The sequence below is a fragment of the Streptomyces sp. NPDC088197 genome (assembly GCF_044741185.1).
Classification (GTDB): domain Bacteria; phylum Actinomycetota; class Actinomycetes; order Streptomycetales; family Streptomycetaceae; genus Actinacidiphila.
On the sequence record NZ_JBIUSD010000001.1, the window covers coordinates 914,570 to 935,365 of the forward strand.

General features: G+C 75.3%; 14 protein-coding genes. 6 read left to right on the forward strand and 8 right to left on the reverse strand.

Annotated elements, in window-relative coordinates; translation table 11 throughout:
* Positions 1-41: 41 nt before the first annotated feature.
* Positions 42-440 carry an STAS domain-containing protein gene (locus tag ACIOC1_RS04040; RefSeq protein ID WP_401851684.1) on the reverse strand — a complete coding sequence of 133 codons (399 nt, stop codon included), beginning with the start codon at positions 438-440 and terminating at the stop codon, positions 42-44.
* Positions 441-523: 83 nt separating this feature from the next.
* Positions 524-3,298, reverse strand: a complete 2,775-nt coding sequence (locus tag ACIOC1_RS04045; protein ID WP_401851686.1) for an AAA family ATPase — start codon at positions 3,296-3,298, stop codon at positions 524-526.
* 269 nt (positions 3,299-3,567) lie between these two features.
* Between ACIOC1_RS04045 and ACIOC1_RS04050 the strand changes: the two genes are divergently transcribed.
* Positions 3,568-5,790 (forward strand): NB-ARC domain-containing protein, encoded by a 2,223-nt coding sequence (locus ACIOC1_RS04050; RefSeq protein WP_401851688.1) that lies wholly within the window; start codon positions 3,568-3,570, stop codon positions 5,788-5,790.
* A 27-nt stretch (positions 5,791-5,817) separates the two neighbouring features.
* Here the strand turns inward: ACIOC1_RS04050 and ACIOC1_RS04055 are convergent, their stop codons facing one another.
* A complete protein-coding gene (locus tag ACIOC1_RS04055; protein ID WP_355340061.1) occupies positions 5,818-6,516 on the reverse strand; it encodes an alpha/beta hydrolase in 699 nt (232 codons plus the stop codon).
* Positions 6,517-6,851: 335 nt separating this feature from the next.
* On the opposite strand from ACIOC1_RS04055, the gene ACIOC1_RS04060 reads away from it, so the two are divergent.
* Entirely contained in the window at positions 6,852-8,078 is a 1,227-nt protein-coding gene (locus tag ACIOC1_RS04060; RefSeq protein WP_401851690.1) for an acyltransferase family protein, read from the forward strand.
* A 52-nt stretch (positions 8,079-8,130) separates the two neighbouring features.
* The gene (locus ACIOC1_RS04065) at positions 8,131-8,967 is read left to right on the forward strand and encodes a helix-turn-helix transcriptional regulator (protein ID WP_401717406.1); all 837 of its coding nucleotides are present in this window, start codon (positions 8,131-8,133) and stop codon (positions 8,965-8,967) included.
* 109 nt (positions 8,968-9,076) lie between these two features.
* On the opposite strand, the gene ACIOC1_RS04070 is transcribed toward ACIOC1_RS04065, so the two are convergent.
* Both ACIOC1_RS04070 and ACIOC1_RS04075 read right to left on the reverse strand, forming a co-directional pair.
* Positions 9,077-10,297: an MFS transporter gene (locus ACIOC1_RS04070; RefSeq protein WP_401851693.1), complete on the reverse strand. Its 1,221-nt coding sequence runs from the start codon at positions 10,295-10,297 to the stop codon at positions 9,077-9,079.
* Between the two features lie 169 nt (positions 10,298-10,466).
* A complete protein-coding gene (locus tag ACIOC1_RS04075) occupies positions 10,467-11,867 on the reverse strand; it encodes an NAD(P)-binding domain-containing protein (RefSeq protein ID WP_401851695.1) in 1,401 nt (466 codons plus the stop codon).
* A gap of 248 nt (positions 11,868-12,115) precedes the next feature.
* Here ACIOC1_RS04075 and ACIOC1_RS04080 point away from each other — a divergent pair, with 248 nt between their 5' ends.
* Positions 12,116-12,484 (forward strand): metalloregulator ArsR/SmtB family transcription factor, encoded by a 369-nt coding sequence (locus tag ACIOC1_RS04080; protein WP_355340076.1) that lies wholly within the window; start codon positions 12,116-12,118, stop codon positions 12,482-12,484.
* Positions 12,485-12,522: 38 nt separating this feature from the next.
* Here ACIOC1_RS04080 and ACIOC1_RS04085 read toward each other — a convergent pair whose 3' ends face one another.
* Genes ACIOC1_RS04085 through ACIOC1_RS04095 form a run of 3 tightly spaced genes read right to left on the reverse strand, consistent with a single transcriptional unit; the run spans position 12,523 to position 18,458 of the window.
* Positions 12,523-15,615: a hypothetical protein gene (locus ACIOC1_RS04085; protein WP_401851697.1), complete on the reverse strand. Its 3,093-nt coding sequence runs from the start codon at positions 15,613-15,615 to the stop codon at positions 12,523-12,525.
* Between the two features lie 3 nt (positions 15,616-15,618).
* Positions 15,619-17,055: a hypothetical protein gene (locus tag ACIOC1_RS04090; RefSeq protein ID WP_401851699.1), complete on the reverse strand. Its 1,437-nt coding sequence runs from the start codon at positions 17,053-17,055 to the stop codon at positions 15,619-15,621.
* Entirely contained in the window at positions 17,055-18,458 is a 1,404-nt protein-coding gene (locus ACIOC1_RS04095) for a hypothetical protein (RefSeq protein WP_401851701.1), read from the reverse strand. Before ACIOC1_RS04095 ends, ACIOC1_RS04090 begins: the two co-directional genes overlap by 1 nt.
* 209 nt (positions 18,459-18,667) lie before the next feature.
* Between ACIOC1_RS04095 and ACIOC1_RS04100 the strand changes: the two genes are divergently transcribed.
* A complete protein-coding gene (locus tag ACIOC1_RS04100; protein ID WP_355340088.1) occupies positions 18,668-19,093 on the forward strand; it encodes a hypothetical protein in 426 nt (141 codons plus the stop codon).
* A 129-nt stretch (positions 19,094-19,222) separates the two neighbouring features.
* Positions 19,223-20,734, forward strand: coding sequence for a hypothetical protein (locus tag ACIOC1_RS04105; RefSeq protein ID WP_401851703.1), 1,512 nt, complete (start codon positions 19,223-19,225; stop codon positions 20,732-20,734).
* Positions 20,735-20,796 lie beyond the last annotated feature (62 nt).

Consider the following 20,796-nt stretch of genomic DNA (forward strand, 5'->3'; position numbering starts at 1 on the left):
CCACCCGTCACCCACCGTGCCCCCGGTCCGCCGTCCACCGGTCACCCGCGGTGCCCCCGGTCCGCCGTCCACCGGTCACCCGCGGTCCCCCGCTCCGCCGTCCACGCCTCGACCGCCGCGTCCGCGCTCGGCGCCGCGGTGAAGACCTGGTCGAGTCCCGTGACGCGGAAGACCCGGTCGAACCGCTCGGGGACCGCGGCCAGGACGGTGTGGGCGTGGGCCTCTTCCGCCCGGTGGTGGGCGGCGAGCAGCGTGCTGAGGCCGCTGGAGTCGATGAAGTCCAGCCCGCCCATGTCCACGACGAGCTGTCGGCCGGGCGCGAGGGTGAGGCGTTCGACGGCCTCGCGGACCTGCGGCGCGGTGGAGTAGTCGAGCGCTCCGGCGAGTGCGACGACCGCGCCCGCGGGGGTGGCGCGGACGTCGACGGTCAGGAGTCCCATGGCACTCCTCTCGCGGACTGGCCTCATACGTGAGGTAGTTCGGAGCCGAGGTGCCCGCGGATTGGTGTTCGTACGATAAAAGTTCAGGCTCGCCGCTCTTCCGTCCGGTCCAGCGCGTCCCGCAGCGCCGCCCGCGAGGTGATGCCCAACTTCGGGAAGAGCTGGTGGAGATGGGTCGAGACGGTCCGCGGCGACAGCAGCAGCCGCTCCCCGATCTGCTTGTTGGTCAGGCCGGTGGCGGCCAGCCGGGCGACCTCCCACTGCTGCGGTGTCAGGGCGGGGCCCTCGGGCGGGAAGCGCGCGGCGACCGGGATGCCGCAGGCGCGCAGCTCCTTGTTGGCCCGGTCGGCCCAGGGGCGGGCGCCGAGCCGTTCGAAGCCGGCCGCGGCGGCGCCGAGCAGGTGCCCGGCCCGGCCGGGCGCCTTGCTCCGGCGCAGGCGTTCACCCAGGTAGAGCTGGACGCGGGCGTGGTCGAAGGGCCAGCGCTCGGCGCCCTCGACGGCCAGCGCCTGGCCGAAACCCCGTACGGCCTCGTCGTCGCGGTCCGCCGTCAGCGCGGCCGACGCGAGCAGCACCATCGCCAACCGCGGTGACACCGCGTCCAGTCCGGCGTCGCGCGCGGCCCGTACGTGCGCGGCGGCCTCGTCCCGCCGCCCGGTCCGTACCGTCGCCTCGACCTGGTCGAGAACCGCCCACACCGCGTGCCCGGCGAACGGCGCGAAGGTCCCGGGCGGCGTGATCCGGGAGGCGTGGCGGTACGCCTCGTCGAAGTCGCCGAGCGCCAGGGCGGTCAGCGTCCGCGCGTGGGCGGCGTAGCAGCCGACGGCGTAGCCCCTGCGGGAACCCGCCCACTGGTCCATCCGGTCCGCGAGCCGCCGGGCCCGCGCGTACTCGCCGCAGGCCGCGTGCAGGCAGGCGAGGACGAATGTGCCGGTCCAGGAGCGCAGCGGATAGGCCATCTCCTCGCACCACCGCAGACCCTGCTCCGCGACCTGCCGCGCCTCGGCCCACTGGCCGGTGAACCAGGCGTGGCTGCTCCACAGGAACGACGCCTGGATGGCGGGGAAGATGTTCTGCCCGTCCAGGCCGCCGCGGGCGGTGAGCCGCAGCGGCGCCTCCATCGCGTGCAGGCGGTCGCCGTACGCGGCGGCGGTGGCGATCCGGACGATCCGCACCGGGTCCGCCGTGCCGGGCAGGGTCCGGATCGCGGTGTCGAGCCGCGCCCAGTCGGCCGGGCGGGCGCGGGCCGGGTCGCCGAAGGTGGTCCGCAGCAGGTACAGGGTGTCGGGGACGGCGGCGCACTTCGCCAGCGCCGCGTCGAGCTCCGACCACAGCTCGCGCCGGCCGCCGTGCACGCACACCATCAGCAGCGTGGTCAGGGCCTCCACGAGCGTGGCGTCCGTGAGGTCGTACGGCTCGGGCTGGAGCGCGACGGCGCCGGACAGCAGGCGGTGCGCGGTGTCGATGTCCCCGTAGCTGTTGAGCAGGTACAGCGCGGCGGCCACCGCGACGGCCGGGGAGTCCGCGTCCGGCGACGCCTGCCGCGCGTCGTGCAGGAGGCGTGGTACGTCGCGTACGTCGCCGGTGAGATTCGCGCCGACGTACGCCGCCTTGGCCAGCCGCCGGGCGTACGCGTCGCCCGCGGGGCTCAGCTCGGCCGAACGGACCAGCGCCGCGACGGCGTTGGGCCCGTCGCCGCGGCGTGTGCCGACGTCGGCGGCCTCCTCCAGGAGCGCGGCGATCGACTCGTCCGGCTCGTCGGCGGCCTGGGCCAGGTGCCAGGCGCGCCGCTCGGGGACCGCGGCCCACGCCGCCGCGAGCGCGCGGTGGACGCCCCGGCGCTGGTCGCTGGTCGACAGCTCCACGACGGCGGAGCGGATGAGGGAGTGCCGGAAGTGCACGCGCCCCATGTCGTCGTCCACGCGCACGAGTCGCAGGCGCTCCGCCGGGGCCAGGTGCTTCGGATCGCACCGGCCGGCCACCGCGCGGCGCACGATCATCATGGTGCCGCTGCCCTCCAGCGCGGCGACGAGCAGCAGGTGCCGGGTGGCCGGTGGCAGCGTCCTGATGCGCGAGGCGAAGGTCGACTGGAGCCGCTGCGGCAGCGGCAGCCGCTTGGGCAGGGCCTGGGAGGCGCGCCGCTGGGGCTCGGTCAGGGCGGCGGGCAGCTCCAGCAGCGCCAGGGGGTTGCCCTCGGCCTCGGCGATCACGCGCCGCCGCACCCGCGAGGCGAGCGTCGGGAAGCGGCGGCGCAGCAGCTCGTCGGCGGCGGCCTCCGGGAGCGGCCCCAACTCGTGCAGGGGAAGGCCGTTGTGGTCGAAGAAGCTCTCCTCGCCGAGCCTGACCGCGCACATCAGACCGGTGGCCGTGCCCGGCAGGCGACGGGCGACGTGCCCCAGGACGACGGCACTCGACCGGTCAAGCCACTGCGCGTCGTCCAGCACCAGCAGGGCGGGGCGGTCGCGGGACAGCGCGGCGGCCAGCGCCGCCGCGGCCTCCACGACCGTCCGGTGGCCGGGCGCCGCGTCGTGCTCCAGGCCCAGGACACCGGCCAGGGGCGGCAGTTCGGCCGCGCGGGCGCGGACCTCGGGCACCGACGTCAGCAACTGCCGCAGCGCGCCGTAACTCAACTGCGCCCGGTACTGCACACCGTCCGCGCGCAGCACCCGCATCCCGGCGGCCTCGGCGCTCCCGGCGACGGCGGCGAGCAGCGCCGACTTGCCGACGCCCGGCTCGCCCACCAGCGCCAACGACCCTCCGCGGCGCGGGACTTCGGCCAGGAACGCGCCGAGCCTGCCGAGGTCGGCGTCCCTGCCGACCAGCAGCCCGTCCCTCGCGTCGCCGGCTCCGTCGCTCATCACTGCCCCCTGCCGCGCCCCGGCCGACCGCCGTCACCCGACTACGTCATATGACGGAATCGGGCAGGCCCGCCAGGCTCCTAGTGTGCATCCCACGACCTCGTCCGTCCGAGGGAACCGGCAGGTGGCGGAGGAAACCCGCCGGGTGACGGGGAGCACGCGGAACGCCGCACCCTCGGACGACGCCGGCCGGCGGCCGGGGAGGGACACCTCGGCTCCGCAGCTGAGGGGAGTGGTGCGCCATCACCGGACGTACGGGCTTCGGCGAGGTGCTGCGCGGCCATCGCCACGCGGCGCGGCTGACCCTCGAGCGACTGGCGGAGGCGTCCGGTGTCAGTGCCCGGACGCTGTCGGACATGGAGCGCGGCCGGAGCCGCGGACCCCAGCAGCGGACCGTGACCGCGCTGGCCGACGCGCTCGCCCTGGAAGGCGCCGCGCGCGCGGAGTTGCTCGACCTGGCGCGGGACGGCCGCCTGCGCGGCCACTGGACGCGTCCGAGCGGCCTGTGCGAACTGCCGGGCGCCGTACCGGACTTCACCGGCCGCGCCGCCGAACTGGTCTGGATGAGCGAGCTGGTGTACGCCGAGAGCGCGCCGGGCGTCGGGGTGGTCGGTCTCGTCACCGGCGCCGCGGGTCTGGGCAAGACCACCTTCGCCGTCCGGGCCGCCCACGCCGTACGGCCGAGCTTCCCCGAAGGGGTGTACTTCCTGGACCTGCTCGGCATGTCGCAGCGGCCCGTGACCGCGGACGAGGCGCTGCGGCACGTCCTGCGCGCGCTGGGCGTCGGCGACCAGGACATCCCGGCCGCCACCGAGGGCCGCGCCTCCCTGTACCGGTCGGTCCTGCGCGACCGGCGCGTCCTGGTCGTCCTCGACAACGCCGCGTCGGAGGAGCAGGTGCGCCCGCTGCTCCCGGCCGGGGGAGCGGGCCGGGCCATGATCACCACCCGGCGGCTGCTGGCAGGACTCGAAGGCGTCCGCAGGCTGGTGCTCGGCCCGCTGCCGCTCCCGGAGGCCACGCACCTGCTGACCGGGATCATCGGCGAACGCGCGGCCACCGACGAGGAGTCCGACCTGACCAGGCTCGCCGAGCTGTGCGGCGGTCTCCCGCTCGCGCTGCGGATCATCGGGAACCGGCTGGCCAGCAGGCCCGGTTGGGCGGCCGGTGAACTCGCCGCCCGGCTCGCGGACGAGGAGCGGCGGCTGGACCAGCTCACGGCCGGTGACCTCAAGATCGCCAACGCCTTCGGGATGTCGTACGAACAACTCGCCGCGCCCGCGCGGGCGTTGTTCCGGCGGCTGGCCGCCGTGCCGGGGCCGGACGTCGACGCGGACCTGGCGGCCGTCGCGGGCCGGATGCCGGTCAAGGAGACCTGGGACGCGCTCGACGACCTCGGCCTGCTCCAGGACAGCACCGCCGGGCGCTACCGCTTCCACGACCTGGTCCGCCTCTTCGCGCGCGAGCGGCTGCGGGAGGAGGAGAGCCCGGCGCGGCGCGCGGAGTTGGCGGACCGGGTGACGGCCTGGCTGCTGCGGACGGCCACCCTGGCCGGGCGGTGGTTCGAACCCGGCTACGGCCGTCCCGACCGGCCCGACCCCGAACTGCCGAGCCTGGCCTCGGAAGAAGAGGCCGAACGCTGGCTGCGGGCGAACGTGGACAACTGGCTCGGCGCGATGCGGGCCGCCGCGGCCCGCGGCCGGTACGCGCCCGTGCTGGACTGCGCCGAGTCCATGCACTGGTTCTCCGACCGGTGGGCGCACGGCCCGCACTGGCGCGAGGTGTTCACGCTCGGCGCCGAGGCCGCCGCGGCCCTCGGCGACCTGGCCCAGCAGGCGGCCCAGCTCAACTATCTGGCCTGGGTCCACTGGGTGCCGTCCCGCGACCCGCGGGCGGTGCTGCGGTACGCGCGTGAGGCGCTGGAGCTGGCCGAACGCGGTGGCGCCACCGCGCAGATCGCCTGGTCCCACCAGTACGCCGCCGGGGCCGCGCGCCTGCTCGGCCGCCCCGGCGAGGCGATCGCGTCCGCGTCCCGGGCGGCGGAGACGTTCCGGGCCCTCGGCGACATGGACTCCTATGTGCAGTCCCTCGCCTCGATCGGCAACTCGCTGCGTGAGGAGGGCCGTTACACCGAGGCGCTGCGGCAGTTCCGTACCGCTCTCGCCGTCATCGACGACGAGGAGCCGCGGATGGCGCCGACCGTCGTGGCGCACTGCCGCCCGCTGGGCCTGATCCGCATCGGCCAGTGCCTGGGGCACCTCGGCCGCCGTCCTGAGGCGATCGCCGCGCTCACCGCGGCGATCGCCTCCCTGGACGCGCAGCGCCTGACCGGCTTCCGGCTCGCCGAGGGACTGGAGACGCTGGGCGCCCTGCTGGCCGACGAGGGCAGGACCGACGGGAGCCGGCGCGCCTACGCACGGGCCGCCGAGGTGTTCGCGGAGGTCGGGGACACGGAGGCGGCCGACCGGTGCCGCCCGCTGTCCGCGCAGCCCTGACCCGCCTCACGGCGGGGCGGGCCGGGGTCAGAAGCCGCCGTTGGCGCCCTGGGCGGCCTGCGCGATGACGGCGGCCACGACGGCGGGCCGGGACACGTACACGGCGTGGCTGCCGGGCGTCTCGGAGACGGTGGCCTTGGCCCGCTCGGACATGGCGCGCTGCGCGGGCGGCGGGATCATCCGGTCGTCGGTCGCGACCAGGTACCACGACGGCTTCGTCCGCCACGCGGGCTCGGAGACCGTACCGGCCAGGGCCTCCACGCCCCACGGGACCTGCGCGTCGGCCATGAAGGCGGCCACGTTCGCGGGCACGTCGGCCGCGAAGGACGCCGCGAACTTCTCCCGGTCGAGGAAGAGGAACCCGTCCTGCGGCGGCAGGATCGGCGGCACCGGCGCACCGGGCGGCGGGTCGGCGATCAGCGTGTTGACGGACTCACCCGCGTCCGGCGCGAAGGCCGTGATGTACGCGAGCGCGGCCACGTTGGGGTGGTTGCCCGCCTCGGTGATGACGGCGCCGCCGTACGAGTGCCCCACGAGCACCGCGGGACCGTCCAGACCGTCCAGCACCCGCCGCGTGACCGCCACGTCGTCGGCGAGCGACAGCGTCGGATTCTGCACGACCGCCACCCGGTAGCCGTCGGCCGTCAGATGGTCGTACACCCCCTGCCAGCCCGCCCCGTCCACGAATCCGCCGTGCACCAGCACGACATTCCCGATCGCCGTCATGACCTCTCCTGACCTGGTGGTCCGCGGCCCCGACGGCCGCCGCCCCACCGCCGAGTCAAGTCCTCGGCACCGGCCGGGACCACGCAGAACAGCACGCAGAAGTACGGCGGCGCGGGGGGCGGCCGAGGGGCCCTGATGCAGCCGGGGTGAATTTCGTACGGTCATCTCCTTGCGGGCTGCCCAGCGCTGGATGACAACCTGCTGAACCGTTCCCGATCCCGGCCCGCGGGCCTGGTTTCGCGCCGAGCGACCGCCCTACGTTGAAGTGCTCCGGAGCGCGCGGGAGAGCGCGGACGGAAGCCCTGACCACGGACCCGAACTGGCGGAATCAGCACATGAGGCATGCGGGCGGCGGCTCCGGCGACGACTGGCCGGGGGGCCGCGGCGGCCCGGCGGCCGGCGGGGTGCTGCGGACCGAGGAACGCCCCGCCGCCGAGGCGCTGCCCGCGCCGGGACCCCTGGCCGTACCGGCCCCGCCCGCGCGCCGCCCCCGGCTGTACGTGATCGACGCGCTGCGGCTGTGCGCCGCGCTGATGGTCGCGCTCCACCACTACGTGGGCACCAACCGCGTGAACCAGCCGAACAATCCGGTCTGGGACCGCCCGGCCTCCCACGTTTTCCCGGCCGTCTTCCGCGTGTCGTCCTACGGCTGGATCGGCGTCGAGATCTTCTTCGTCATCAGCGGATTCGTGATCTGCATGTCGTGCTGGGGGCGCGGACCGCGGGACTTCTTCGTCTCCCGGGTGATCCGGCTCTACCCCGCGTACTGGTTCGGCGTGCTGTTCACCGCCGCCGTGCTCACGCTGTGGCCCGCGGTCTTCAAGGCGCCCGCCTCCGCGCGCGACACGCTCTTCAACCTCTCGATGCTGCAACAGGGTTCGCGCATCGCCGACGTCGACGGCGTCTACTGGACCCTCTGGTCGGAGCTGCGCTTCTACCTGATCTTCCTGCTCGTCGTGGCCACCGGTCTGACCTACCGCAAGGTCGTCGTCTTCTGCTGCGTGTGGGGCGTCGCCGCCGCCCTCGCCCCCGTCGCCGGGACGCCCGCGCTGACGCTGCTCGCCAACCCGGACGCCGCCTGGTACTTCATCGCGGGCCTCGCCCTGTACCTGATGCACCGCTTCGGCCAGGACCTGCTGCTGTGGGGCATCCTCGGGATGTCCTGGCTGATGGCCCAGAGCGAGATCGCCCAGCGCGTCGACACCGTCGAGCACGTCTCCAGTTGGCGCGGCGCGCTCCTGCTCTACACCGTCTTCCTGCTCTTCATGGTCGGCGTCGCCGTCGGTCTCACCGACCGCCTCCAGTGGAGGTGGCTCGCCACCGCGGGCTCCCTGACCTACCCCTTCTACCTGGTCCACTACGCCGCGGGCACCACCGCCATCCACTACCTGCGCGACCGCGCCGACCCGCGCCTGCTGGTCGCCGCGCTCATCGGCGCGATGCTGCTGCTGAGCTACCTCGTGCACCGGCTGGTGGAACGCCCGCTGTCCGCGCTCCTCAAGCGCGGCCTCACCCGCTCCTTCGCCCGCCTCGGACCGCCGCCGGTCCGCCGGACCCCGTAGCCGTACCGGGCCGCCGAGGAATAGGGCGGGCGGCCCGAGCGCTTGCCGGTGCATGACGCTGGTGGATGGGTCGGCCGCGCCCCTCGGCGGTGTGCGCGGTGTGCCGACGTGGGACATGGTGGCCGTGACGGTCCGCCGACTGGGCCCGGGAGAGCGGCTGGACGGCGGCGACGGCGCGATCTGGGCGCTGGTCCTGGACGGCGACGCGCGGCTGGAGACGGCGGCGGGCGCCGAGGCGCTGTGTGCCGGGGACGCCTTCCACGTGGACGCCAGGACCACGTACCGGCTCGTCGCGCCGACCCGCGCGGAGGTGGCCGTCGGCACTCTGCGGGCGGTGCCGCCGATGCCGAGTCCGCTGGTGGCGCGGGACTTCGCGGGGCGCAACCGCGGCATCGTGGAGCTGGTGCGGATGTGCCCGCTGGACCCGAGGCACGGGCATCCGCTCTTCGCCGCGAGCTACGGCGGGCTGATCCAGGCCGCCATGGTGCAGGCCGTCGAGGAGAGCGCGCGGCAGCGCTCGGACCCGCGCCTGACCGCGCTGGTGTCGGCGCTCGACGCGCATCCCGGGCGGGCCTGGACGGTGGACAGCATGGCGCGCTTCGCGCACCTGTCCCGCTCGTCCCTGAGCGAGCGCTTCCGCCGCGAGCTGGGCCGCAGCCCCGCGCAGGTGCTCCGCGAGGTACGGATGCGGCACGCCCGCGAACTCCTCGCCGGTACGGACAAGCCGGTCGAACGGATCGCCCTCACCGTGGGCTACGGTTCCGCCGCCGCCTTCAGCCGCGCCTTCTCCGCCGACCACGGCCGACCGCCCCAGTCCTGGCGCTCCCACCCGGGGTCCGCGCGGCCCCCCGAAGCCGATGCCGCCTGCGGCGGCGGGTCCGGGGAGTAGCGGGGGTCGCGTACCGGCCGTTCAGGCCCGGGATCTGGCGAGGAGGCCGAAGCCGGTACGGCCTGCGGCGGCGGCTCCGTGGAGTAGCGGCGGGCCGCGTACCGGTCGTTCAGGCCCGGGATCTGGCGAGGAGGCCGAAGCCGATGCTGCCCGCGAGTGCGGCGGCGGCTCCGACCAGGAGGGCGCCGCGTACGCCGCCGTTGTCGACCACGGCGCCGCCGATCGCGGAGCCGGCCGTGATGGCCACCTGGAAGGCGGTCACCTGCAAGGAGAGGGCGGATTCGACGCGCTTCGGCTCGGCGCGGGTGACCCACAACTGGGTGGCGACCGGGACCATGTTGAAGCCGAAGCCCCAGACGACGATCGCCACGACCGCGACGGGGAGCCCGGAGGTCGTGCCCAGCACGAGCAGGCTCGCGCCGAGCAGGACGGGCGCGACGACGACGGCGAGCCCGAGGCGGCGGGAGAGCGCTCCGGCGGCGAGGTTGCCCGCGAGGCCGCCCACACCCCAGCCGAGCAGCAGCCAGACCGTCGTACCCGAGGTGACCCGTTCGATCGCGAGCCGGATGTACGGGTAGGCGGCGAAGTTGCCGAAGGCCAGCAGCACGATGCAGCCCACCCCGGCCATCAGCCGCCGGTTGGCCAGCGCCTGCCGGAGCATGCCGAGGCCCGCCCCCGGCTGGGCGGGCACCGGCGGCAGCGTCGCCACCACGGCGGCCAGCGCCAGCAGGCTCAGGCCCGCGGCGGCCCAGAACACCGGCCGCCAGCCCACCGCGTCGCCGAGGACCGAGGAGAGCGGTACGCCGACGATGGTGGCCGCGCTCACGCCCAGCGCCAGGCTGGTGGACACGACGTGGTCGCGCCCCGGCGCCGCGCTCGTCCCCGCCCCGAGCGCGAACGACCAGAAGCCCGCGATGGCCACGCCCAGCAGCAGGCGGCCCGCGAGCAGCAGCGGGAAGTTCGGCGTCACCGCCACCACCGCGTTGGACAGCACGGCGGCGGCGAGCAGGCCGATCAGTACGGTCCTGCGGTCGGTGCGCGGCAGCAGCACGGCGATGGTGGGCGCGGTGAGCGCGCCCGCGATCGCCGTGGCCGCGACGGCCAGCCCCGCCGTGCCCTCGCTGACGCCGACGTCCGACGCCATGGCGGGCAGCACGCTCGCGGGCAGGAATTCGCTGCCGACCAGGGCCCCGATCCCCAGCGTGAGCGCCGCGACCGGGGCCCAGGAGGCCGCGCCGGGTCCGCCGCCCGCGGCGGCCTCCACGGACGGGTCGTCCGTGCCGCGGACCGCCGTCGGCTCGGTACTGGTCGCATAGCTCTCTGAGGTCATGCGCCCAGTCTCACGGGCGCGGGCCGCCGCGGCTTGACCGTTCGGCCGCACTCCTTGATGGCGCGGCCGGACCCCCGTGGCCGGACCCCCGCGACCGGACCTGTGGCCGGACCCGCGACCGGACCCCGCGCCCGGACCCCCCCGTGGCCCGACCCGTGGCGCGGCCCGCTCAGCAGCAGCCCGCCGGGCCCTCCTGCGCCACTGCCGCCGGTGCCCCGGCGCCGAGCTGGACGAGTCGCGGCGTCGGGGCGCAACAGCCGCCGCCCTGACCGGCGTTGGCGTCGGCGTCGGCGTCGGCTTCGTCGTAGAGGCCCGCGCCGCCGCAGACTCCGGTGTCGGGGAGGGTGAGTTCGACGCGGTCGGCGGCTTCGAGGTCTCCGGCGACGGCGGCGGCCACCGAGCGGACCTGCTCGTAGCCGGTCATGGCGAGGAAGGTGGGCGCGCGGCCGTAGGACTTCATGCCGACGAGGTAGACGCCGCTCTCGGGGTGGGCCAGTTCGCGGTGCCCGTGGGGGTAGATCGTGCCGCAGGAGTGCTGGTTGGGGTCGATGAGCGGGGCGAGCGCGACCGGTGCCTGGAGGCGTTCGTCCAGGCCGAGGCGGAGTTCGGACAGGAACGACAGGTCGGGGCGCAGGCCGGTGAGCACGACGACCTCGTCCACCGGGTCCAGGCGGCGGCCGTCGTCGCCGACCAGGACGACGCGGCCGTCGGCGGCGCGCTCGACGGCGTCGGTGCGGAAGCCGGTGACGGCGTCCGCGTGCCCGTCGTCCACGGCGGCCTTCGCGGCGAGGCCGAGGGCGCCGCGCGCGGGGAGCTGGTCGGCGGTCCCGCCGCCGAAGGTCGAGCCGGACAGGCCGCGGCGCAGCACCCACACCGCGTGCGTGCCCGTACCGCCGTCGGCCTCGGCCAGGTCGGCCAGGGTGGCGAGCGCGGTGAAGGCGGAGGCGCCGGAGCCGATGACGGCGGTGCGTTTCCCGGCGTAACGGGCCCGTACGGAAGGGTCGTTGAGGTCCGGGACGCGGTAGGCGATACGGTCGGCCGCCGCGCGCTCGCCGAGGGCCGGGAGCCCGTTGGCGCCCGCGGGGGAGGGCAGGGTCCAGGTGCCGGAGGCGTCGATGACGGCGGAGGCGAGGACGCGCTCCTCACGTCCGTCGGCGAGGACGTAGTCGACGGTGAAGGGCTGCCGCTCGCGGTCGGCGTCCACGATCCGGTCCCGGCCGACGCGGGACACGCCGGTCACCGTGGCGCCGTAGCGGACGGCGTCGCCGAGGACGTCGGCGAGCGGCTGGAGGTAGCGCTCGGCCCAGTCGCCGCCGGTCGGGTACGCCGCCGGGTCGGGCCTGGTCCAGCCGGTGGGGGCGAGCAGCTTCTCGGCGGCGGGGTCGGTCAGCTCGGCCCAGGTGGAGAAGAGCCGTACGTGCGCCCAGCCGCGTACGGCGTGGGCGGCGCGGGGCCCGGTCTCCAGTACCAGGACGGCCTGACCGCGCGCGGTCAGGTGGGCGGCGGCGGCGAGGCCGGTCGGACCGGCTCCGATCACGACGGCGGGCGGGGCGGTGGTGGACGCGCTCACGGTGCTTCCCCTCTGAGGTCTCTGGCTCCCGGAGTCCCGGACGCTCCGGAGTCCCGGAGTCCCGGAGTCCCGGAGTCCCGGACGCTCGGGAGTCTCGGACGCCCGGACTCTCTGATTCGACATCTGTCGATGTCCTGTGCCGCCAGCGTGGCACCTGAATCGATGACCGTCAAATTAGATGTCCGTCGAATCCGTCGCTCCCGACGTCCTGGCCGCCGCCCTGATTCGACATGTGTCAACATAGACGCATGTCGAAAACCGAGCCGCTCCCCGCGCCTGCGGCGGACACCGCGCCCTGCTGCCCGCCGCTGAGCGAGCGCGCCCTGACGGCCGAGGAGGCCGAGCGGACCGCGGCGATGTTCAAGGCGCTCGGCGACCCCGTACGGCTGCGGCTCTTCTCGCTCATCGCCTCGCACGACGGCGGCGAGGCGTGCGTGTGCGACATCTCCGACGTCGGCGTCTCCCAGCCCACGGTCTCCCACCACCTCAAGAAGCTCCGCGAGGCCGGACTGCTCACCTCCGAGCGGCGCGGGACCTGGGTGTACTACAAGGTCGCGCCGTCCGTCGTGGCGGGCATGGGCAGTCTCCTCGGGCCGCCCGGCGCCACGCGCCGGTAAGCGCTACGGCCGCGGCCCGCGCCGGGCCGCAGCGGCGGTCAGACGACGATGGAGGTCAGGGCGGCCCACAGCAGGGGCGAGTGCTCGACGCGGCCGGTGGCACGCCAGCGGCTGAGCCGTTCGCGCTGCCAGCCGGTGAAGTGGCGTACGGGGTCCGGGTCTTCGTGGGCGGCGTCCACGGCGAGGACCGCGTCGGTCAGGGGACGTACGGCCTCCGGCAGGCCGCCGAGGCGGTGGAAGGCGAAGCTGGTCGGGAGCGGCCAGCGCGCGGCGGTGACCAGCTCCGCGCCGTTGTGGAGCATCGCGGTCGCCAGCCCGAACGACTCGGCGAAGCGCAGGTCGCCGCCGCTCTCGCAGCCGATGAGGGCGACGCGCGGCGGCGCGGGCCAGATGCGGGCGCCCGGCTCGCCGTCCGCGCGCAGGGGGAGCGTGCCGAGCAGCAGGTCCTTGGCGGACAGCGGCCGGTGGGTGCGGACCGGCTCGGCGAGGCCGTCGGTGCCGGGCCCGCAGCACAGATGCAGGGTGCCGTCCTCGCTCTGCCCGCCCTCGACCGGCGCGCCGCTCACGTGCCCGACGTACATCAGCCGCCGTGGCCGCTTCCGCAGCGCCCCGCTCAGCCAGTCCCGGTCGAGGTCGGTACGGCGGAACGCCTCGGCGGGCGCGGCCACGGACGGTACGACCGCGCCCGCGTCGAGGCGGCGCCGGACGAGGGACAGCAACTCCGGGTCGGAGCCGGGCGGTCCGAGGACCGAGCCGAGCGGGGAGTCGGCCCGGAAGCCGGGCACGCGGGGGTCGAGGACGAGGACGACGGCGCCGGTTTCGCCGTGGGGCACGGCGACGGGGGCGTCGGCGTCCCGAGCGTCGTCGTCCCGAGCGTCGGCGCCCGCGCCGGTGACCCGCGTCCGCCGCAACGACGCCGGTGCGGTCGTCACGACGTCCGCCAGCTCGATGAGCCGTACGTCGCCGGTGTCGTCGACGGCCAGCAGTTCCCAGGGGACCTGCGCCACCCTCGGCGACGGCTGGATACGGATCAGCGGACGGCCCGCCCGCGCCGCGACCTGCCGGATCTGCTCCGTCAGCCCCTCGGGCCACAGCGCCCGGGCCAGCTCCCGCGCGAGCCGGTGCTCGGCCTCGCGGTCGGTCAGCGCGCCCGTGGCGAAGGCGCGCCGCATTCCCTCCGCCCCGTCGCCCGCCCCCGGCAGCGCGGCGGCCAACGCGCCCACCGCGCGGTCGACTTCGTCGGCGGGCCCGTGGCCCGTGCCGAAACCGCGCACTCCGCCGGCCCACGTCCAGGCCATGAACAGGTCGTCGGCGTCGGCCAGCCGGATCTGGACCACCGGGCGGGCCGTGAGGTCGTCGGTGACCCAGAACGGCACCTCCTCCTCGTCCACGATCCGCCGCTGATAGCGGAACTCGGCCGCGGCGACGTACTCCTGGAGCGCGACGCGGCCTGACTCCGCCGACATCCGCACCTTCGGCGGCGGCGCGACGCGCAGTCCCGCGGAGGCGGCGGCGTCCGCCGCCACACCGCCGAGCGTGGGCGCGGAGCCGTCGCGCCCGCCGGGCCCGTAGACCTTCACGGCCGCGCCGGGGAAGACGGCGGGCCCGGCGGCCCCGGTGCGCGTGGCCGACGCCGTCGTACGGTCCAGGGCCAGGGAGGCGCCCGCGCAGCGGTGCTCCACCAGCTCGAACAGGAGCCCCTGGTCCTGGCGTCGTACGGCGAGCCGGAAGGCCAACGCCATGGCGTCGTCGGCGAGTTGGAGCCACTGGCTGCGGGCGTGGGCGGTGGCGAAGTCGTAGCGCGCGGCCTCCAGGGCGAGTGCGGCGGGAAGCGCGAGGGAGAGCGCGGTGCCGACGGACTCCGGCTCGCGGGCGCCGTGGTCCGTGACGTTCAGATTGTGCTCCAGGGTCTTCGCGAGCAGGAGGTCGACCTGCGCGCACCGCTCGTACACCTCCCGCGCCTGGTACGCGTCGCGGGCCTGCTGGGCCAGCCGCTTCATCTCGGTGATGTCGCCCCGGTCGTACGCCTGTTGGGCGCCCAGCAGCATGGTGTCGGCGGCGGCGATGACGGCACCGAGGCGTTCGAAGCGGGCCAGGCTCGACTCCAGCAGGCCGGCGGCGCGGGTGGCGTCGCCCCGCAGACCGGCGAGGTACCCGCGGGCCTGTTCGCAGACCGCCAGGTCACCGAAGCGCTCCTGTTGGGCGAAGACCGCCGCCGCCTCGGCGAACAGCCGTTCCGCGAGGTCCGGTTCGCCCCGGTGCATCGCGGTGTACGCGCGGTGGACGACCAGCGTCCGCTGCTCGCCGACGTCCCCCAGCGCGCGGAAACCGTCCTCCGCGCGGGTGAAGTAGTCCTCGGCCAGGTCGTACCGCCCGGTCGAGGAGCAGATCAGACCGAGGGCGGTCAGGAGGCGGGGCACGGTTTCCAGTACGGGACGTGCGGCGGCCTGCGCTCCGGGTTCCGTCGCGCTCTCCGTTCCGGGTTCCGTCGCGGCCTCCGCTCCGGGTTCCGCCCCGGCTTCCTTCGCGGCCTCCTTAGCGGTCTCCGCCACGGTCTCCGGCATCGTGGACAGCAGGGCCGAGGCGTGCTCCTCGGCTCTTCCCCACTCGCCGCGTTCCATCAGCAAGTGGACCCGGTTCAGGCCGAGTTCGGACGCGCGCAGCCCCTCGACGTCCTCGAATTCGGGCAGCCGGAGCGCCGCTTCGTCCAGAGACGCCAGCGCCTCGTCCAGGCGCCCGGACCTGCGCAGCAGGTCGGCCCCGCAGAGCAGCGTCTTCAGCAGCACCTCCAGCCACAGTTGACGGCCGCGCGGTCCCATCGGCTCGGACGCGATGCCGTCCAGGAGGCGGCGGGACCGTTCGACGGCGTCCTCCGCACCGGTCAGGTCGGTGGCGGTGAGCCGGACGCTCGCGAGGTCGGAGAGCAGATGGGCCCGGAGGAACCGCACGTCGGGCGAGTCCTCGACCGACTCGGCCATCGCGAGCAGTTGCTCGTACACGGCGGACGCGGCCCCGTGATCCGCCGCCAGTTGGTGCTCCTGCGCCAGCGCGAAGCCGGAGTCGAACGGCTCCCCGTAGAGCTGTATCACCTCCGCGTCCGGCCCGGCGCTCCCCTCGTCACCTGTCGTCATGCGTCAGTAGTCCTCACCCGTGGTGGTGGCGGCGACGATCTCGGCGAGGAAGGGGGCCGAGGGCGTGGCGCGGGCCGACGCGTCGTACGGCGCCGTGCCCTCGGCCGGTCGGGCCGCCGCGCTCACGAGGCGGTCCCGGACCAGCGCGCGGACCGCCTCACGGTCGGCGTGGCCTTCCGGGCCCGGACCGGGGTCGAAGCCCGGCAGCAGTACGGCGACCTCGAAGCGCGGCGTCAACTCCCCTGTGGACAGGCCCGGTTCCAGATCCGCGCGGCCGGTCCACACGTCGTCCCGCCGGGTGAGGGGCGCGCGGACCGGGAGCCCGCCGTTGACCCGTACCTCCGCGACGAGGGGCGCGCCGCCGACGGGCGCCGCGATGTGCGCGACGACCTCGACCTCGATCCGGCGCCGCCCGCCGAGCGCGCGCGCCGTCCAGGACACCGCCGACTCGGCGGCGTCCACGAACCCGGGCGGGTAGCGGCGCCAGTCGTTGGTCCCGGTGCCCCGGGCGATCACCCGGCCGCCGACGGCGAGGGGTTCGCCCGCCGCGAGGGTGTAGCCGAGGCGGGAGGCGAAGAGCGCGCCAGGGGTGAGGGGCGCGGGTGCCGTACGGTCCGCGTCCAGGTCCGCAACCTGGTCCTGGTCCTGGTCCGCAACCTGGTCCTGGTCCGCGTCCAGCTCTGCGCGGAGGCGGCGCAGCTCCGGTCCGTCGAGACCGGCGCCGTCGGCCGCGCCGTCGATCAGCCGCAGCACGCTCTCCAGGTGACGCGCGGTGTGCCCGGACCGCGGCTCCGCGCGCCACCACCGCACGAGCGGGTCGAGAGCGGCCTGATGGTCCTCGATCAGTTCCGCCACGCAGTCGTCCGGCTGGTCCCCGCGGTCGTCGAACAGCTCCTGGCACTGGTGGGTGAGCGCGGCCAACTCCAGCCCGAGGACGTCCGGTTCGAGTGCCGGAATCCCGTCCGCGTACGACGCGGGCCACCACCGGGAGGCCCAGTGCCCGAAGGCGAGGCGGGCGGCGGCGTCCGCCAGAGCGGTTCCGTCGCCGGTCACCCGCGCTGGTGCCGGGCCCGCGACCGTGTCCCCGGCCGCCTCTCCTGTCGTCTCCCCGGCCCCCTCTCCGCCCGCGCAGGACCGCACGGCAGCGGCGGCGCGCTCGCCGTACACCGCCCACAGCCACTGCTGCGCCCGCTCCACGTCGTGCACCTCGGCCACCGGCAGGACCGGGTCCCCGAGGACGGGCCAGAGCAGGACCGCGCCCGCGACGTCGAGGACGGCTTCGGTGAAGCCGGGGCTGGGGCTGGGGTCTGGGACGAGCGGGTCGCCGCCGTTACCGGCAGGGGAGCCGTCGGGAGGGCTGGGGGAAGGGCCGGGACCGGCGGTGATCCGTACCGCCCCGTCCTCGCCCCGCGTGACGTAGAGGTCCGCGCCCGCCGCCATCACGCGCTCCTCGGCTCGGCCGCTTCCGCGGCGGCGCCCGCCGACAGGCTCCGCAGCGCCGACCTCACCCTCGCGCGGTGGTCCATCATCACCGAGCGCGCGACCCCGTCGAGCACCGCCCAGGCCGCCCCGGCGTCCGCCAGCGGCGCCCCGTGGACGTCCCGGCCGTGCAGCCGTACCCACAGCCTCCGCATGTACGCGGCCCACGGCGCGCGGAGGTCGTGCGCGAGGGCGTCCAGGACCCCGCCGTCCGGGTCGGGCCGAGGGGAGACCGTCATCCTGCGGGCGCGCAGGACCGAAGCCTCGCGCCGCCAGCGGCTGTTGACGGCCCGGTGCGCGGCCGTCCGCCCCAGCGCGGATTCGCCGCTGCCCAGCGGGTCGAGGCCGACAGCGAGCCGCCCGCCGAGGACCGCGGCGACCCGCAGGCTCTCGTCGTACAGACCGAGCGGGGCGCAACCGCGGCCGACCTCCCGGTCCACGAGGTCCGGCACAGCGGGCAGTTCGTCGCGCCGGGCCGACGACTGGAGGACGACGAAGAGCCGTTCGAAGAGCGTACGGTCCAGGGGCGCGGGAAGCGTGGCCGTCGAAGCGCCCCGTCCGACCTCGGGACACGGCGGCGACTGCCGTGCGGTGAGCCCGAGATGAGGCGGCAGATCGGCCCGGCCCCACACCCCGTCGCCCGCGTCCGCCGCCCACAGCGCCCGGCCGAAGGACGCGCCGTGGCCCGCCTCGACCATGGCCGCGTACCGAACCGAATTCCGCGACCGGTCAGGGGCGTTGCTGCCGCCGTTGCCGCCTCCGCAGGACTCCAGCACCTCGGCCGCCGCGACGGCCGCCGTGAACGCGTCGGCGGCGGGGGCCGGTTGACGGCTTTTCCAGCGGGCGGCCAACTCCCTTTCGAGCCGGGCGCGTCGGACGCCGTCCGCCAGGTGCTCCTTCAGCGCCTCCACCGTGCGTCCGCCGGCCGTGTCGGCCACGTCCTCCACGACGTCCCTGGCCACCGCGTCCGCACCGGCCGCGGGCGGCCCGTGTTCCGTGGCCAGTTCGAAGCAGCGCTGGAAGTACAGGTCCTGGGGGTTGCCGGCCACGACGCCCAGCGCCCTGCGGGTCCTCTTGAGCAGCGTGAACCACCGCGCCGTCGCCTCCAGCCGCCCGCCGGACTCCCGGATCAGCGCCTCCAGCCGCGCGGCCTGCTCCGGCACGAGGAAGTCCGCCGCGAATTCGGGGTGCAGCGCCGGCCGGACGATCAGGGGCAGCACGATCAGCTTGACCGTCCTGGTCAACGGCGCCCCGCCGGGGCCGCTCAGCGATTCCAGCCCGGGCCCGAGGGCACGCCACGCCCGGTCGATGACCATGGCGCGCGCTCGGGCCGGGGCGCCGGTCGGCTGGCTGGCAGGCGGCATGTGAGGAGCGTACGTCGTACGGAATCGGGCTGGCGAACCTGGGATCGGTAGGTGTTCCCGGCCGCCTAGCGTCCCTGTCGTCAGCCCGTCGACCCCCGTCTCCGTACCGCACCGGGTGCGCACCGGGTGCGCGTCGGGCGTGCACAGGCCGTGCACAGGGCGTGCGCCGGGCGGCACGGGACCGGGCATCACCAGAAGGAGCAGCCGTCATGGGAATCTTCAGGAAGCGCCGCCAGAGCCGCGAGGAGCGGGCGGCCGAGATCGCCGGCAAGGTGGCCAGCGGCAAGGGCTTCTACGGCCGTACCACCCGCGCGTTCCTCGGCGAGGAGGACTTCAGCCGGGTCCAGCAGTCCATCGGGGCGTACAACTCCGGCCTCGACGTACAGCAGTTGCTCGCGGCCGGGGCGCCGACCACCCCCGCCGTGGTCGTGTCGATCACCGACACCGGCAGGCTCGTCAACTTCGACCCGGTGGTCGACCTGGTCCTCCAGCCGAACGGGACCGCCGACCGGATCGCGCTCCAGACCATCGTCTCCAAGCTGCGGATTCCGCGCGCCGGGGACCAGGTGCTGCTGGTGGCGGACCCCGCCCGGCCCGGCGGCTACCTGTACGCCGGGGACGGGGTCACGCCGTGAGGGCCGCCCGTACTCCGGCGCCGTGCCCCGTCCCGGTCCCGACGCCGATGCCGACGCGCCCGCCGACGCCGTCGCGCCCGCCGACGTCCGCGTTCGTGTCCGCGTAGGAAACTCTCCGGGGAGGGTCACATGCGGAGCTACGCCGGTGCGTTCATCGGCAATCTCCTCTTCACCGCGATCTGCTGCATCGCGGGCCCGTTCTTTCTGCTGATGGGGCTCCAGATATGGCACGGCGGGACCGACCGGGGCGCCGCGCTGGTCTGCCTCGGCGTCGGCCTGGCCGGCACGGTCACGATTCCCGTCGCGGCCTACACGTCCACGCGGCAGGGGTTCCCCCGGATCACACGCCGGGACCGGGCGAAGGACGCGAGTGTCCGCTACGACGACGACACTCTCGTGATGCTGTCGCCGGAGTCCCCCAAGGGCCCGGCGCGGGCGTGGCTGGCGCGGGCCGACGTCCTGGAGGCGTCATTGGTGCGCTACAGCCCCGACGGCGAGGCCACCTTCACGAAGCACTTCGGCAACTACACGCCCGACGAGTTCACGCCGCTGATCCGGCTGGGGCTGCGGGTGCACGGCGTCGAGGGCGCCGACCCGTTCGAGGTCACGCGGGAGTGGCGGGTGCCGTCCATGTGCCTGTCCGCCGTGACGGCCGGGCGCCTGGTCGTCCTCGTCCACCCGGCCCCTTCCACCGGACCTGCCGCCGGGCCTTTCGCCGGGCCTGCCGCCGGGCCTTTCGCCGGGCCTTTCGCCGGACCTGCCGCCGGGCCTCCCGGCTCCTCGGACGCCGTCCCCGGCACAGCCTCGGACGCCGCCCCGGCCACCCCCGGCGAGATCACCCCCCAATGGCCGCGCAGCCTGCTGCTCGCGGGGACGAGGACCAGTCGGCTGCTCGACCTCGACGGCCACCGCACCGACGTCACCCGGCGCCCCGGCCGCCTGCTGGAGCAGATGCGGATCTCGCGGGCGGCCGGAGGAGTCGTGATGACCGGCGACACCATCGACCTGCGACGACTGGACCCGCACACGGCCGGGCGCTACACCGCCCTGGCCGAGCGAATCCGCGCCCACCCCGAGGACCGTGCACCGGTCACGGAACCGGGGGAGGAGTCCCGCTGGATCGTGGACGAACTGCCCGGCCCCACGGGCGAGTTCGGCTCCTCGGGCCGCCGCTGGTCCCGCCGTGGCGGCCACCTGATCCGCGCCCGCTTCGTCGAACTGCGCGGCACGACCACCTTCCAGGACCACGGCCCGGTCCTCGACACCGTCGTCCGCGTCCGACCGGAGGACGGCACGCCGCCGTTCGACGCCGCCCGCCGCCTGACCCTCCCGATGAACTACCTCGCCGTCCTCCACCGCACCCGGGACGTCGTCCTGTGCGTCGCCCCGCGCGGCACGTCCTACGTCGTCGACTGGCCCCGCACCAACCTCCTCGCGGGCGTCACCCCCGCCAAGGTCATCACCCCCGACTCGGCCGAACTCCCCCTCACCGGCCGCCCCGACCTCATCTGGCCCCTGATGACCCTCCTCGCCGCCCACGGCCTGTCCGTCCCCGCACCCACCCTCGACCTCCGCCGCCGCCGTATGGCCCCCATCGCGCCGTTCGCCCTGCGGATCCTGGACTCGGCGCCTCCCCGCTGACCCGGCGAAGTCGGCGCGGGCCTCCTACCGCGCCGCCTCCGCCGGGGCAACCGGCCTTGCCG

Bases quoted from the DNA above. Each gene is read 5' to 3' on its own strand.
- ACIOC1_RS04040 (WP_401851684.1), bottom strand. From the start codon at position 440: ATGGGACTCCTGACCGTCGACGTCCGCGCCACCCCCGCGGGCGCGGTC.
- ACIOC1_RS04045 (WP_401851686.1), bottom strand. From the start codon at position 3,298: ATGAGCGACGGAGCCGGCGACGCGAGGGACGGGCTGCTGGTCGGCAGG.
- ACIOC1_RS04105 (WP_401851703.1), top strand. From the start codon at position 19,223: ATGCGGAGCTACGCCGGTGCGTTCATCGGCAATCTCCTCTTCACCGCG.
- ACIOC1_RS04090 (WP_401851699.1), bottom strand. From the start codon at position 17,055: ATGGCGGCGGGCGCGGACCTCTACGTCACGCGGGGCGAGGACGGGGCG.
- ACIOC1_RS04095 (WP_401851701.1), bottom strand. From the start codon at position 18,458: ATGCCGCCTGCCAGCCAGCCGACCGGCGCCCCGGCCCGAGCGCGCGCC.
- ACIOC1_RS04085 (WP_401851697.1), bottom strand. From the start codon at position 15,615: ATGACGACAGGTGACGAGGGGAGCGCCGGGCCGGACGCGGAGGTGATA.
- ACIOC1_RS04100 (WP_355340088.1), top strand. From the start codon at position 18,668: ATGGGAATCTTCAGGAAGCGCCGCCAGAGCCGCGAGGAGCGGGCGGCC.
- ACIOC1_RS04055 (WP_355340061.1), bottom strand. From the start codon at position 6,516: ATGACGGCGATCGGGAATGTCGTGCTGGTGCACGGCGGATTCGTGGAC.
- ACIOC1_RS04070 (WP_401851693.1), bottom strand. From the start codon at position 10,297: ATGACCTCAGAGAGCTATGCGACCAGTACCGAGCCGACGGCGGTCCGC.
- ACIOC1_RS04065 (WP_401717406.1), top strand. From the start codon at position 8,131: ATGACGCTGGTGGATGGGTCGGCCGCGCCCCTCGGCGGTGTGCGCGGT.
- ACIOC1_RS04060 (WP_401851690.1), top strand. From the start codon at position 6,852: ATGAGGCATGCGGGCGGCGGCTCCGGCGACGACTGGCCGGGGGGCCGC.
- ACIOC1_RS04080 (WP_355340076.1), top strand. From the start codon at position 12,116: ATGTCGAAAACCGAGCCGCTCCCCGCGCCTGCGGCGGACACCGCGCCC.